The organism is Kribbella sp. NPDC051770 (assembly GCF_040681455.1).
Taxonomy (GTDB): Bacteria; Actinomycetota; Actinomycetes; order Propionibacteriales; family Kribbellaceae; genus Kribbella.
This window is the reverse complement of sequence record NZ_JBFAYT010000002.1, coordinates 267,691-281,170: the sequence shown is the minus strand read 5'-3', so window position 1 is coordinate 281,170 and position 13,480 is coordinate 267,691. Positions and strand designations below refer to the sequence as shown.

14 protein-coding genes and 1 riboswitch are annotated in these 13,480 nt (G+C 70.6%); of the genes, 9 read left to right on the top strand and 5 right to left on the bottom strand.

Going from position 1 to position 13,480, the window contains the following annotated elements:
• Nucleotides 1-113: 113 nt before the first annotated feature.
• Complete coding sequence (locus AB0M01_RS07955) at nucleotides 114-491, top strand: hypothetical protein (RefSeq protein WP_363666748.1); 378 nt, start codon at nucleotides 114-116, stop codon at nucleotides 489-491.
• A 100-nt stretch (nucleotides 492-591) separates the two neighbouring features.
• On the opposite strand, the gene AB0M01_RS07950 is transcribed toward AB0M01_RS07955, so the two are convergent.
• The 4 genes from AB0M01_RS07950 to AB0M01_RS07935 are packed head-to-tail and all read right to left on the bottom strand — an operon-like array spanning nucleotide 592 to nucleotide 5,836.
• Entirely contained in the window at nucleotides 592-2,022 is a 1,431-nt protein-coding gene (locus AB0M01_RS07950; RefSeq protein ID WP_363666746.1) for an FGGY family carbohydrate kinase, read from the bottom strand.
• Nucleotides 2,009-3,406: a trehalose-6-phosphate synthase gene (locus AB0M01_RS07945; RefSeq protein WP_363668089.1), complete on the bottom strand. Its 1,398-nt coding sequence runs from the start codon at nucleotides 3,404-3,406 to the stop codon at nucleotides 2,009-2,011. Before AB0M01_RS07945 ends, AB0M01_RS07950 begins: the two co-directional genes overlap by 14 nt.
• Nucleotides 3,407-3,413: 7 nt before the next feature.
• Entirely contained in the window at nucleotides 3,414-4,412 is a 999-nt protein-coding gene (locus AB0M01_RS07940; RefSeq protein ID WP_363666744.1) for a Gfo/Idh/MocA family oxidoreductase, read from the bottom strand.
• A complete protein-coding gene (locus AB0M01_RS07935; RefSeq protein WP_363666742.1) occupies nucleotides 4,403-5,836 on the bottom strand; it encodes an amidase in 1,434 nt (477 codons plus the stop codon). Before AB0M01_RS07935 ends, AB0M01_RS07940 begins: the two co-directional genes overlap by 10 nt.
• A gap of 180 nt (nucleotides 5,837-6,016) precedes the next feature.
• Here AB0M01_RS07935 and AB0M01_RS07930 point away from each other — a divergent pair, with 180 nt between their 5' ends.
• Genes AB0M01_RS07930 through otsB form a run of 3 tightly spaced genes read left to right on the top strand, consistent with a single transcriptional unit; the run spans nucleotide 6,017 to nucleotide 7,746 of the window.
• Entirely contained in the window at nucleotides 6,017-6,322 is a 306-nt protein-coding gene (locus AB0M01_RS07930) for a DUF3263 domain-containing protein (protein WP_363666740.1), read from the top strand.
• Nucleotides 6,323-6,367: 45 nt separating this feature from the next.
• Nucleotides 6,368-6,913: a LytR C-terminal domain-containing protein gene (locus AB0M01_RS07925; RefSeq protein ID WP_363666738.1), complete on the top strand. Its 546-nt coding sequence runs from the start codon at nucleotides 6,368-6,370 to the stop codon at nucleotides 6,911-6,913.
• Nucleotides 6,910-7,746, top strand: a complete 837-nt coding sequence (gene otsB, locus AB0M01_RS07920; protein WP_363666736.1) for a trehalose-phosphatase — start codon at nucleotides 6,910-6,912, stop codon at nucleotides 7,744-7,746. Before AB0M01_RS07925 ends, otsB begins: the two co-directional genes overlap by 4 nt.
• On the opposite strand, the gene AB0M01_RS07915 is transcribed toward otsB, so the two are convergent.
• Nucleotides 7,743-8,195 carry a hypothetical protein gene (locus tag AB0M01_RS07915; RefSeq protein WP_363666734.1) on the bottom strand — a complete coding sequence of 151 codons (453 nt, stop codon included), beginning with the start codon at nucleotides 8,193-8,195 and terminating at the stop codon, nucleotides 7,743-7,745. The genes otsB and AB0M01_RS07915 overlap by 4 nt on opposite strands.
• Before the next feature lie 52 nt (nucleotides 8,196-8,247).
• Between AB0M01_RS07915 and AB0M01_RS07910 the strand changes: the two genes are divergently transcribed.
• The 5 genes from AB0M01_RS07910 (at nucleotide 8,248) to AB0M01_RS07890 (ending at nucleotide 13,424) form a co-directional block, all read left to right on the top strand.
• The gene (locus tag AB0M01_RS07910; protein WP_363666732.1) at nucleotides 8,248-9,201 is read left to right on the top strand and encodes a DNA-3-methyladenine glycosylase 2 family protein; all 954 of its coding nucleotides are present in this window, start codon (nucleotides 8,248-8,250) and stop codon (nucleotides 9,199-9,201) included.
• 31 nt (nucleotides 9,202-9,232) lie between these two features.
• On the top strand, nucleotides 9,233-10,474 hold the full coding sequence (locus tag AB0M01_RS07905) for a cation:proton antiporter (RefSeq protein ID WP_363666730.1): 1,242 nt from the start codon (nucleotides 9,233-9,235) through the stop codon (nucleotides 10,472-10,474).
• Nucleotides 10,475-10,668: 194 nt separating this feature from the next.
• On the top strand, nucleotides 10,669-11,628 hold the full coding sequence (locus AB0M01_RS07900) for a helix-turn-helix domain-containing protein (RefSeq protein ID WP_363666728.1): 960 nt from the start codon (nucleotides 10,669-10,671) through the stop codon (nucleotides 11,626-11,628).
• A gap of 109 nt (nucleotides 11,629-11,737) precedes the next feature.
• Nucleotides 11,738-11,878: riboswitch (SAM riboswitch) on the top strand.
• A gap of 11 nt (nucleotides 11,879-11,889) precedes the next feature.
• Nucleotides 11,890-13,149 (top strand): threonine synthase, encoded by a 1,260-nt coding sequence (gene thrC, locus AB0M01_RS07895; protein ID WP_363666726.1) that lies wholly within the window; start codon nucleotides 11,890-11,892, stop codon nucleotides 13,147-13,149.
• Nucleotides 13,146-13,424 carry a ubiquitin-like small modifier protein 1 gene (locus AB0M01_RS07890; protein WP_363666724.1) on the top strand — a complete coding sequence of 93 codons (279 nt, stop codon included), beginning with the start codon at nucleotides 13,146-13,148 and terminating at the stop codon, nucleotides 13,422-13,424. The genes thrC and AB0M01_RS07890 overlap by 4 nt, the downstream gene beginning before the upstream one ends.
• Nucleotides 13,425-13,480: the final 56 nt, after the last annotated feature.

Below are 13,480 nucleotides of genomic sequence, written 5' to 3'. Positions count from 1 at the left end.
GTGTGGGTGAGAGGTCTGCGAGCCGTCCGATCGTGCTCGGCTGACACCGACAGCCATCGATGTAACGCACCGCCCGACACAGCAGATAGAAGCTGCATCGAGGAGGGGGACGTGTGGCCGATCAAAAGGTTGATCCAGGTGCACTGTTGATGGCCGTCCTGACCGTTGCGGCGGTGCCGCTGACGGAGGAGGGGCCTTGGGAGCTCATGAACACGGTCGTCGCGCTGGTCGTCGGTGTGCTCATCTGCTGTTACCTCTTGCCGGATGCAGGCAGCACACGGCGGCACCGACTTGCCTTCAGCGTCGTTGCCGGACTGACCACGGCGATCTTCTGCGCTTGGCCCGTTCAGTGGCTGATCTGGCGGTCAGCGACCGATCGAGAGGCTGACTATGCCAGTCGGATCGCTTTGGCGATTGGGGTCGTGGCGACTGGTGTCGTCTGGGCGTTCGTGCGCCGCCGGAAGCAGCCGGTGGAGGTTTCTGCCGCCTGAAGTCCAGCGGACCTGTTGTTGGTCGCGCACGTCAGCCACAGCGTGCCTACTCCAACTTTTTGTTTGTCTCTGGTTCTTTTTCTTGGCTTCTTGTCTGTCGTTACTTGGTGAGTTCTTGGGCTGCCTGGACGGCCAGGGAGCGGAGGGTTTGGTACCGAGGGCGGAGGAGGTCGATGCGGTCTACGTCCGCGGGGGCCGGGTCGAGGTGTTCTCCGCCGGGGGTTGGGGAGAGGCCTAGGGCTACCGCCGCGGCGCCTCGGGCGCCTACTTCGGCTTCGGCGCAGACGTCGGTGGGGCGGGCGAAGGTGGCGGTGAGGCAGCGGCGCCACCAGGCGGAGGCGTCGATTCCGCCGCCGCCCAGGACCACCTCGAGTTGGCGGTCGAAGAGGGTGTCGAGCATGCGGAGGCCTCGGTCGATCTCGAGGGAGGCGCCTTGGAGGGAGGCGGCGAGGAGGTCGGCGGCCTCGTCGTCGAAGGAGAGGCCGAAGTAGACGCCGGAGCCGCCGGGGACGGTTTCGGGTGGGCGGGTGCCTGCCTGGAAGGGGATGGCGATGACTCTGGAGGAGCCGATCTCGACATCGGTGGGTTCCTGGTGGGCCTCGTCGAGTTGCAGGACCTTGGTGAGCCAGGCGTGCAGGTTTCCCGCGGCGGAGAAAGCCATGCCGGTGACCGCGCGTTTGTCGTCGACCCGGTAGCGCCAGAGTTCCCACGGGAGCTCGGGTGCCTGGTCGATGGGATGCACGACCCGTACGGCGGCCGAGGTGCCGACGGTGACGGCGGCGGTCGACTCGTCGTAGCCGCCGGTGCCGACGTTCGACGCGGCGCCGTCGCCGGTCGGCGGATGGATCGGTACGCCGACCAGCCCGGGCCAGCGGCGCGCGAAGGACGCGGCCAGTACGCCGGTCCAGCCGCTCGGGACGATCTCCGGCAGCCGGTCGGGGGTGACGCCCGCGATGGCGAGCGCCTCGGCGTCGTACTCGCCGGTGGCGAGGTCGAGCGAACCGGTGCCGGAGGCGATCGAGACCGAGGTGACGCGTTCGCCGGTGAGGCGTTCGAGGACCAGGTCGGGGAGGCCGGCGAAGGACGTGGCGTCGACCTCGGAGAGCAGCCACGGGATGCGGCGCGGCCAGTACAGGCGGTGCAGCCAGGCGCCCGTGCGGGCGTGGAAGGCGTGCTCGTCGAAGGCCGGGTCGAGGCGCGGCGCGACCGAGCGGGTGTCGGCCCAGGTGATCACCGGGGTGAGCGCGCCGCCGTTGTCGAGGGCAACGATCGAGTGCCACTGGGAGGAGAGCACGATCTCGGTGATGCCGTCGAGGTGGCCGCCCTGCTGCAGTTCGTCGAGGCAGCCGAGCAGGCCTTCGACGTACGCGTGCAGGTCGATGGTCGCCGAGCCGCCGGTGCTGTACGTCGGGGTGATCTTGTGGCGGGCGAGCGCGCCGGGGACCGGTGAGGCGTCGGAGGAGGAAAGGACAAGAGCACGCGCTGAGGAAGTCCCCAGATCAAGTGCTAGGACACGATCAGTCGGCGGCATGCAGCGCCTCGAGGAACGACGCTGCCCACACGTTCACATCATGCGCCGCCAAATGCTTGCGCATCGCCTTCATCCGCCGCCCGAGCTGGCGGTCGTCGGTGTTCATCGCGTCGACGATGGTGTCCTTCATCCCGTTGATGTCGTGCGGGTTGACCAGGAACGCCTGCCGGAACTCGTCCGCCGCCCCGGCGAACTCGCTCAGCACCAGCGAGCCGGTGTCGTCGTACCGGCAGGCCACGTACTCCTTGGCGACCAGGTTCATCCCGTCCCGCAGCGGCGTCACCACGGCCACGTCGGCGGCGCGGAACAGCGCGGCCATCTCGGTCCGCGAGTACGACGTGTGCAGGTAGTTGATGGCCGGCGTCCCGATCCGCCCGTGCTCGCCGTTGATCCGGCCGACCAGCAGCTCGATCTCGTCGCGCAGCACCCGGTACTGCTCGACGCGCTCGCGCGACGGCGTCGCGACCTGGATGAAGACGGCGTCGTCGACCGACACCCGCTTCTCGTCCAGCAGCTCACCGAAAGCTCGCAGCCGCTGCCGGATCCCCTTGGTGTAGTCGAGCCGGTCGACGCCGAGCAGGATGTGCGCCGGGTTGCCGACCTCCTTGCGCATCTCGGCCGCGCGCGCCTCGGTCTCGGGCTGCCGGGCCAGCTGCTCCAGCTCGCCGACGTCGATCGAGATCGGGAACGCCTTGGCGCGCACGATCCGGTCGTCGGGCAGGTGGATGCGGTCGCCGCGGGTGCGCAGGCCCATCCGGTTGCGGGCCAGCCGCGCGAAGTTCGAGGCCGCGCCCGGCCGCTGGAAGCCGACCAGGTCGGCGCCCATCAGCCCGTCCAGGATCTGCCGGCGCCACGGCATCTGCGCGAACAGCTCGGTCGGCGGGAACGGGATGTGCAGGAAGAACCCGATCCGTACGTCGGGCCGCAGCCGCCGCAGCATCGCCGGGACGAGCTGCAGCTGGTAGTCGTGCACCCAGACCACCGCGTTGTCGTCGGCGGCGTCCGCGGCGGCCTCGGCGAACCGCCGGTTGACCGCGACGTAGGCCTCCCACCACTCCCGGTGGAACTCCGGCGGGACGATCACGTCGTGGTACAGCGGCCACAGCGTCGCGTTCGAGAAACCTTCGTAGTACAGCTCGACGTCCTCGGCGGACAAGGTGACCGGGACCAGGTGCATCCCGTCGGAGTCGAACGGGTCGACCTTCTCGTCCTTGCCGCCGGTCCAGCCGATCCAGGCGCCGTGGTGGCGCTGCATCACCGGGGCCAGCGCGGTGACCAGGCCTCCTGGGCTGCGCCGCCACGCCGTACTGCCGTCGGGCATCTCGACCCGGTCGACCGGCAACCGGTTGGCCACCACCACGAAGGAACTGCGTCCGCTCGGCATCTGCTGTTTACCCACCCAGGTGTTCGTCGTCGCCGGGGTACGTGACCCCGATCTGTCGGCGTGTCTCGTCGAGCAGTTCGAGGATCTCGATCGTCGCGGCGTGCGGCAGGGCCGGACACTCGATCTGTCCGGCACGCAGGGCGCGCATCACCTCGGCTGCTTCGTAGTGGTACCCACGGCCATGCGCAGGTACGTCGACCCGCTCCTGCCCGGACGCGGTGCTGCGCACGTAGTACTCGGGGTGGTGGAACCGGTGCGGCAGCAGCAGGCTGCCCTCGGGTCCGCTCACCGAAGCCGTCCACGGGTTCTGCGAACGCAGGCCGCAGGTCAGCGCGGCGACCGCGCCGGAGTCGTACCGCCAGGCCATCGCGACGTTCAGGTCGACGCCGTCGTCGTTCAGCGACCCGACGGCCTTGATCTCGTCGGGGCGCCCGAGCGCCATGTGCACGAAGGTCATCGGGTAGATGCCGCCGTCCATCAGCGCGCCGCCACCGAGCGCGGGGTCGAGCAGCCGCGCGGGCAGCTGCGGCTTGTGGAAGCCGAAGTCGGCCAGGGCTTCCATCGGCTCACCGATCACCCCGGTCGCCAGGTCCGCGAACATCGCCTGTACGACGGGGTTGGTGCGCATCCACATCGCCTCGGCGAACAAGGTGTTGTGCTCGTGCGCGACGGCGACCAGATCCTTGGCCTGCCGGGCGGTCAGCGTCACCGGCTTCTCGCACAGGACGGCGACGCCGGCCTGCAGCGCGGCCCGGGCGATCGCGTAGTGCTGCGGGTGCGGCGTACCGATGTAGAGCACGTCCACGGTCCCGGAGTCGATCAGCTTGCGGTAGTCGTCGAAGCGGTGCTCGATGCCGTGGGTGTCGGCGAACGCGTTGGCCCCGGACAGGGACCGGGACGCGACGGCGGTCGCGACCGCGTCGTCGAGCTCGGCGAGATCGGCGGTGAACTGCGTCGAGATGTTGCCAGTAGCAACTACACCCCAACGGACCTGGTCTATACCCACTGTCTGAACTCCGGGGTCGGGAACGGGCCGTCGGCTTCGATTCTCGCGGTCTCGAAGGCGTGCGCCAAGCGAATGAGGGTGGCGTCACTCCCCGCCGTGCCGCTGAGCACGATGCCGACCGGCAGGCCGGCGACGGTCCCGGACGGCACCGAGAGCAACGGGTAGCCGGCCAGGGCGGCGTGCGAGGACGAGCTGCCGAGCACGTGGTCGCCGTTGACCAGGTCGATCGTCCAGGCCGGCGAGTACGCGGGGCTGACCAGGGCGTCGAGCTGATTCTCCCGCAGCAACGTGTCGATCCCGTCACGACCGGTCCGCAGTGCGGACAACCGGGCGGCGACGTAGATCGGCGAGTCCAGCCCGCCGGTCGCCTCGGCCCGCTCGAACAGCTCCTGGCCGAACCAGGGCAGCTCCTCGTCAGGGTGCGATTGGTTGAAGGCGATCAGCTCCGCGAGGTCCCGCGGTGCTCCGTCCTTGCGGGTGGCCAGGTACTTGGCCAGGCCGACCTTGAGCTCGTGCAGCGGCACCTGCAGCTGGTCGTCGTCGCCGAGGGCCGGCAACGACAGGCGGTCGACCAGCGTCGCGCCGCACCGGCTGAGGGTCTCCAGCGCCTTCTCGGTGACCTGGTCGAGCCCGGTCGAGTAGCCCCACAGCGACCCCCGCAGTACGCCGATCCGTACGTCGCTGAGGTCCTTGCCGCGGCAGGCCTCCAGGTAGTCGGTGCCGCCGCCGGTGAGGACAGTCAGCAGCGCCGCGGACTGGGCGACCGTGCGGGTCATCGGCCCGGCGGTGTCCTGCGAGTGCGAGATCGGGATGATGCCCTGCTGCGGGACCAGGCCGACGGTCGGCTTCAGCCCGACGATGCCGTTCAGCGCGGCCGGGCAGACGATCGAGCCGTTGGTCTCGGTGCCGATCGCGAAGTCGGACAGCCCGGCCGCGACCGCGGCGCCGGAGCCGCTGGACGACCCGCCCGCGGAGCGGTTCAGGGCGTACGGGTTGCGGGTCAGGCCGCCGTACGCGCTCCAGCCGGACGACGACGCGTAGCCGCGGAAGTTCGCCCACTCGCTGAGGTTGGTCTTGCCGAGGATCACGCAACCGGCCTCGCGCAGCCGGCGGACCAGGACCGCGTCGTCCGGCGGCGGGGGCTGGTCGGCCAGCGCCAGCGACCCGGCCGTGGTGGCCAAGTCGGCGGTGTCGACGTTGTCCTTCACCAGCACCGGTACGCCGTGCAGCGGACCGCGCGTACGGCCGTCGTCACGCTCCGTGTCCAGGCGGGCCGCGTCGGACGGCGCAGCGGGGTTCGGCGTGCAGACGGCGCGGACTGCCGGGTCGATCTCGGCGATCCTGGCCTGCAGCTCTTCGACCGTTGCGAGGGCGGGTCGAGGGTCCGGCGAGACGGCACCGGAGCCCTGTCGAGGTGAGCTCACCCCAAAGATCCTGCCAGAGTCGGGCCCGCCGGGCGGCCCGTCCCGGTGCTGCGTGAGTGGCGCGAAAGCGCCGGGGACGACACGGCCGGGATCGCTGCCGGGTGAATGACATGGCTGTTGTTCAACCCGTACAGTGGAGCGCGGACGGACGATCACCGACCGCACGGGAGTCACCAGCAGATGGACAGCGCGAACGCGAGCTCTTCCGGCCCCGAGGCCGTGCAGCCGGCCGTCGCCGGGCTGTCGGAGCGGGACGGCGCCATCCTCGGCTTCGAGCGGCACTGGTGGAAGTACGCCGGGGCCAAGGAGCAGGCGATCCGGGACCAGTTCCAGATGTCGGCCACCCGCTACTACCAGGTCCTCAACGCGCTGATCGACCGGCCCGAGGCCCTGGCCCACGACCCGCTGCTGGTCAAGCGGCTGCGCCGGTTGCGCGCCGCCCGCCAGCGCGCCCGTTCCGCCCGTCGACTGGGTATCGAGGTCTAGGTTTTGACCCGCAAGGACGAACGGGGACAGGTTCTCTCCTCCCTCGTGGCGGTGCTGGCCGTCGTCGCGATCGTCGGAGGGCTGCTGGTGCTGTTCGGCACCCGCGGCAACGACAGCGTCGCCGACGAGGGCAAGCCGGCCGCTTCGACACCGTCGGTGACGCCGAGTACGACGCCGCCCGCCGCGACCACCCCGGAGCCCACGACGGCCGACCCGACGCAGCCGCCGGCGCCGGTCGACCCGACGACGCCGACGCAGCCGCCCGCCGTACCGGCGACTCCGACGACGCAGACCAGCGTTCCGCCGGTGCCGCCGTCGGAGCGGCCCGCGGTAGAGATCTACAACAACACCGGGCGCAAGGGCCTGGCCCAGGCGGTCGGTGGTCGCGCGCAGCAGGCCGGCTGGACCGTCACCGGCGCCGACAACTGGCACGGCAAGATCGTCACCAGCACCGTCTACTACCCGGCCGGGATGCAGGCCGAGGCCGCACAGCTGGCCCAGGACCTCGGGGTCCCGCGGATCAAGGACGCGCTGAACAACATGAAGAAGGACCGGCTGACGGTCATCCTCACCTCGGAATACTCCGGATGAGCACTCCCGTACTGGCGACCACAGCCGGGCGGGAGGGCTGGGAGGCGATCGTCGCCGATCCGGCCGGGGCGGTGATCGCGTCGGACTTCGACGGCACGCTGTCGCCGCTCGTCGAGGACCCGGCGATGTCACGGGCCGCCGACGGCGCGCTGGACGCGCTGGCGCGGCTGGGACGTTCGGTGAACCAGCTGGCGATCGTCACCGGTCGCCCGGCGCTGGTTGCCACGGAGCTGTCGGGGGTCACTGGCCACCCGGGGCTCGGGCGGCTCGTCGTACTCGGGCACTACGGGCTGGAGCGGTGGGAGGCTGCCACTGGTGCTGTGACCAGCGACCCGGTTCCTGCTGGTGTTGCTGTCGCGCGGGAGCAGCTGCCGGTCGTGCTGGAGGCCGCTGGGTACCCGGATGCGTTCGTGGAGGACAAGGAGAGCTCGCTAGCCGTTCACACGCGGCGGCTGGCTGATCCTGCTGCTGCGCTGGAGGGCCTGCGGATCCCGCTGGCTGCCCTGGCCGAGTCGGTGGAGCTGCGGTTGGAGCCGGGGAACCTGGTGCTCGAGCTACGGCCGCCGGGGATCGACAAGGGCGTGGCGATGCGCCGGCTGGTCGAGTCGACCGGTGCCCGTTCGGTGCTGTACGCCGGGGACGACCTGGGCGACCTGGCCGCGTTCCGGGCCCTGCAAGAGCAGCGCGCAGACGGGCTGGCCGCCGTACTGGTGGCTGCTCGGTCGTCGGGTGCTGCTGAGCTGGTCGAGGCGGCGGACATCGTCGTCGACGACCCCGCCGGTGTGGTCACCGTGCTGACCGCACTGTCCGACGCGATCGCCGCTCGCGGCTAGCGCTTCCTGCTGAACGTCTGCTGCAGTGTCCGGCCGAACGACTGGACCGGGTGCTCGGTGTAGTTGCCGTCGGCCAACCCGGCCAGGCGCTCGAACGGGTTGCGGGACGCCGGGCAGCCGGTGCGCGCCCAGGACCAGGCGACGGCCAGGACGTACAGCGGCAGCATCGGCAGGCCGATCAGGCAGAAGTACTGCCAGGAGTGCCGCTCCTCGTGCCGGACCAGGACCGGGCGGGCGTCGAGGTACGCGCGGTCGTTCTTGGTGAGCACGACGTTGCCGACCGTGAACGCGTTCGCGATCGGAAAACCGAGGCGGTAGCCGTTCGCGTAGAACAGCCCGCGCGGGCCGCGGCTGACCTTCGCCCGGCCGATCAGCGCGACCAGGAAACCGGCGAGCGTGGACAGGTTGACGAAGTTCACCACCAGCTTGAGTCGCTGTGCGCCGGTCATGGGCCCAGTATCGCCGTCGGGTTCTGTCGGCGGAATGCGTCAGGATGGGTGCGTGAGTTCGGTCGTACGACGCTGGCGGCCCGGGCGACCGGTGGATCCGCACCAGCTGATCGGTGGGCTGCGGAAGGGGCCGGGCGACCCGGCGTACGTCGTCGACCCCGGGCGGCGGACGGTCTGGCGGGCGACGCGGACTCCGGACGGGCCGGTGCTGCTGCGGCTGACGCCGTACCCGGCGGTCGGTGAGGTGGAGGCCGAGGCGTGGGGCGCTGGTACGGCGTGGGCGCTCGACGGGGTGCCGGAGCTGCTGGGGGAGGCGGACTCGTGGGACGGGTTCGAGCCGCTGGCCGAGCATCAGCCGCTGGTCGACGCCGCGCGGCGGTTCGCGCACTTCCGGGTGCCGCGGACGCGGGCGGTGTTCGAGGCGATGGCGGCGGCGGGGATCGAGCAGGTCGTGACGGGCAAGGAGGCGTTCCGGGCTTGGCGGTTGCTGCTGCGGGAGTACGGCGAGCCCGCGCCTGGGCCGGCGGCGCCGGACGGGCGGGTGATGATGGTGCCGCCTGCGCCGGAGGAGTGGCGGTTGATTCCTTCGTGGCAGTGGTTGCGGGCGGGCGTTGAAGGGCGGCGGTCGCGGGTGGTGATCACCGCGGCGACGCGGGCCAAGGCGCTGGAGCGGACGCTGGAGCTGAGCGACTCGGCGGAGATCGAGCGGCGGTTGCGGTCGCTGCCGGGGGTCGGGGTGTGGACGGCGGCTGAGGTTCGGCAGCGCGCGCATGGCGACGCGGATGCGTTCTCGTTCGCGGACTACCACGTGTCGCGGAACGTGTCGTACGCGCTGACCGGGGAGGAGCTGGACGACGACGCGACGGCGGAGCTGATCGAGCCGTACCGGGGGCATCGGTTCCGGGTGCAGGCGCTGCTGCAGCTGGCGGGGATCGCGCACCCGCGGTACGGACCGAGGAAGTCGCTGCCGACGCACACCCCGGGTGCCACGCACCGCCTGCGCTGAAGGACATACAACTGGGCACTAGGTTCCCATCATGCGGATCGACGGGGACGGGCTCTACCTGGTTGCGGGTGTGGCCCTGCTGGTAGGGGCCGTGCTGCCTCGGCTCTTACGCCGGTACGCCGTGTCGGCGCCGATCGCGTTCCTGGGCGCCGGACTGCTGCTCGGGTTCGTCGTGGATCGCGGGCAGCTCAGCCCGATCGCCGAGCCGAAGCTGACCGAGCATCTGGCCGAGCTGACGATCCTGATCGCGCTGATGGGTGTCGGGCTGGCGATCGACCGGCCGATCGGGTGGCGGCGCTGGAAGGTCACCTGGCGGCTGCTGTTCGTCGCGATGCCCGCCTGCGTTGCGGCGGTGGCCGGGCTGGGGTGGTTGCTGGGCCTCGCGCCGGCGGTCGCGTTGCTGGTGGCGGCGGTGCTCGCGCCGACCGATCCGGTGCTGGCGTCCGACGTACAGGTGCAGGGGCCGACCACCGGCGAGGACGCGGAGCCGGAGGAGGACGACGAGGTCCGGTTCGCGCTCACCTCGGAGGCCGGGCTGAACGACGGGCTCGCGTTCCCGCTGGTCTACCTCGCGGTGTTCGCCGCGACCAAGGGCGCCCTCGGCGACTGGGCGCTGGAGTGGATCGCCTGGGACCTGATCGGCAAGACACTGATCGGTGTCGTCGTCGGTGCGGTCACCGGCAGACTGCTCGGCCGGATGGCGTTCTCGGCGCCGGTGCCGAGCTTCCGGCTGGCCGACTCGCGCGAACCCGTGCTCGCGCTGGCGATGACGCTCGGCGTCTACGGCCTCGCGGAAGTGCTGCACGGCTACGGCTTCCTCGCGGTGTTCGTCGCCGCGCTGGCGCTGCGGTCGGCCGAGCGGTCGCACGACTTCCACGAGGAGCTGCACAGCTTCATCGAGCAGGTCGAGCACATCCTCACCTGGGGGATTCTGCTGCTGCTCGGCGTCGCGATCACGGGTGGGCTGCTGCAGCCGCTGGATGTTCGCGGTGTGGCGATCGGCGCCGCGCTGATCCTCGTCCTGCGGCCGCTGACCGCCTGGCTCAGCCTGCACCGGACGGAGATGCGCCGCTCGGAGCGCTGGGTGACCGCGGCGTTCGGCGTCCGCGGCGTCGGCTCGATCTTCTACCTCGCGTACGCCGGCGCCGACTTCGCCGACGACCTGCCGTGGTTGTGGGCGACAGTCGGGTTCACGGTCGTACTCAGTGTGGTTGTACACGGCATCGCAGCGACCCCGCTGATGCGGATGCTCGAACGCCGCCGCGAGGCCTGAGCCGGCCAGGTGCCTGACGCCTGATCGGTGCCGGGCCGTATGCGCGAGCGGGCGGCTCGACGCCGTGCCGCAGTGCTGAGGCCGCGTGCAGACCAGCCAGAAAGTCCTTCAGTTTCTCGAACATGTCTCCATCGTCCGAGCGCTCGGCCTCGGCGAGAAGTGGCGTAGTAGACGCCTATCGCTAAGATTTTGACATGTCGACAGTCTCGGTGCTCGCGTACGACGGGATGACCGCGTTCGAGGCCGGCATCGTGATCGAGGTGTTCGGGCTGGTCTGGCCCGATATCGACCAGCCCTGGTACGAGCTCAAGGTCTGCACCGAGACGCCCGACCCGATCCGCGTGATCGGTGGTGCGACGCTGTCGACGCCGCATGGGCTGGACGACTTCGCGGCCGCCGACACCGTCGTCGTGCCGAGCGTCGCCAACCCCTCGGCGACCACATCTCCCCAGCTCATCGAGGCCCTCCAGTCAGCGCATCGCCGGGGCGCCCGCATCGTCTCGATCTGCTCCGGCGCCTTCGCGCTCGCGGCCGCGGGCCTGCTCGACGGGCGCCGCGCGACCACCCACTGGCGGTACGCCGACCAGCTGCGCGAGCGCTACCCCGCGATCCACGTCGACCCCGAGCCGCTCTACACCGACGAGGGCGACGTCCTGACCAGCGCCGGCTGCGCGGCCGGGCTCGACCTGGCGCTGCATCTCGTCCGGAAGGACCTCGGCGCCGCCGTCGCGAACGCGGTCGCGCGGCGGCTGGTGATCCAGCCGTACCGCGCGGGTGGGCAGGCGCAGTACATCGAGTCGCCGATGCCGCCGGACCCGGTCGACGCGCCGGTCGCGCGCAGCCTGGGGTGGGCGCTGGAGCACCTGGCCGAGCCGATCGGCGTACCGGATCTGGCCCGCGAGGCCGGGCTGGCACCGCGGACGTACCTGCGGCACTTCACCCGCGAGACCGGTACGACGCCCGCGAAGTGGCTGATCGCCCAGCGGATCCAGGCGGCGCTGGCGATGCTGGAGACCGGGGACGCGCCGGTCGAGGAGATCGCGCTGGCCGCGGGGTTCGCGACGCCGGTGACGTTCCGGCACCACTTCGCCAAGGCGGTGCGGACGTCGCCGTCGGCGTACCGGCGGACGTTCCGCGAGCGCCGTACGGGCTGACGGAGGCGCTCGCAAGCCGAACGCGGAGGGTCGCGCAAGGCTGAGATCTGCCGTCTCGGATGGTGGGATCACAAGACACAATATGGACCCGATTGGGTAACCTCGAACCTGCTCATCCAGAGGGACTGAGGGAAACGGCCCGTTGAAGTCCCGGCAACCCTCCCCGTGGAGGCCTCCTCCTGAGGCGCTCGCGGCGGACCGGTGCCAAATCCGTCCCACGCCGAGATCCGGCGCCCGGGGAAGATGAGGAGGAACCTCTCCATGAGCCAGACCGCCACCCACACCATCCGTGCAGGTGCCTTCGGCAACGGAACGCACCTGAGCTGCCGGGCCTGCGGGGCGAAGTCGGAACTCGGTCCGTTCTACGCGTGTATGGAGTGCTTCGGTCCGCTGGAGGTCGGGTACGAGTACCCGACGATCACCCGCGAGCAGATCGAGGCCGGACCCAAGAACATCTGGCGCTACCAGCCGCTGCTGCCCGTCCCGGTCGACGTGGCCGGCTACCCGAACACCGAGCCGGGCTACACCCGGCTGATCGACGCCGGCAACCTGGCCCGCGAGCTCGGGCTGCGGAAGCTCTGGGTGAAGGACGACTCGGGCAACCCCACGCACTCCTTCAAGGACCGTGTGGTCGCGAGTGCCCTGAGCGCCACCCGTGAGCTGGGCATGAAGGTCTTCGCCTGCCCCTCCACCGGCAACCTGGCCAACGCGGTCGCCGCGGCCGCCGCCCGGGCCGGCATCCGCTCGGTCGTGTTCATCCCGCACGACCTCGAGCGCCCGAAGGTGATCACCACCGCCGTGTACGGCGGCACGCTGGTCGCCGTCGAGGGCAACTACGACGACGTGAACAAGCTCGCCTCCGAGATCGCCGGCGAGGAGGAGGGCTGGGCGTTCGTCAACGTGAACGTCCGCCCGTACTACTCCGAGGGCAGCAAGACGCTGGCCTTCGAGATCGCCGAGCAGCTCGGCTGGCGGATCCCGCAGCAGGTGGTGATCCCGGTCGCGTCCGGCTCGCAGCTGACCAAGATCGACAAGGGCTTCACCGAGCTCGGCAAGCTGGGCCTGGTCGACGCCACCGACTACAAGATCTACGGCGCGCAGGCGACCGGCTGCTCGCCGGTGGCGCAGGCGTTCCGCGACGGCCACGACGTGGTCAAGCCGGTCAAGCCGGACACCATCGCCAAGTCGCTGGCGATCGGCAACCCGGCCGACGGGCCGTACGTGCTCGACGTCGCCCGGCGTACCGGTGGAGTGATCGAGGACGTCAGTGACGAAGAGGTCGTCGAGGGCATCCAGCTGCTGGCTCGCACCGAGGGCATCTTCACCGAGACCGCGGGCGGGGTGACCGTCGCGACGCTGAAGAAGCTGATCGCCACCGGCCAGCTCGACCCCGAGGCCGAGACGGTGATCATCAACTCCGGCGACGGGCTGAAGACGCTCGACGCGGTGGCCGACCGGGTCGGCCCGAAGGTGACCATCCCCGCGTCGTACGACGCCTTCGTGAAGGCAGGTCTGCAGTGAGCGTCAGTGTCCGCGTCCCGACCATCCTGCGGCCCTACACCCAGGGCGCGTCCGAGGTCTCCGTCGAAGGCTCGACCCTGAGCGAGGTGCTGGAGTCGCTCGACGCATCGTACCCGGGCATCAAGGGCCGCGTCCTGGACGACTCCGGCGAGCTGCGCCGCTTCGTGAACGTGTACGTCGACAACGACGACGTCCGGTTCGCCGAGGGGCTGCAGACCTCGATCAAGGACGGCGGTCAGGTCTCGATCATCCCGGCGGTCGCCGGCGGCTGCTGACCCGCACAGCTCGTACGTCGAGACCCCCGGCCGACCGGCCGGGGGTCTCGGTGGTT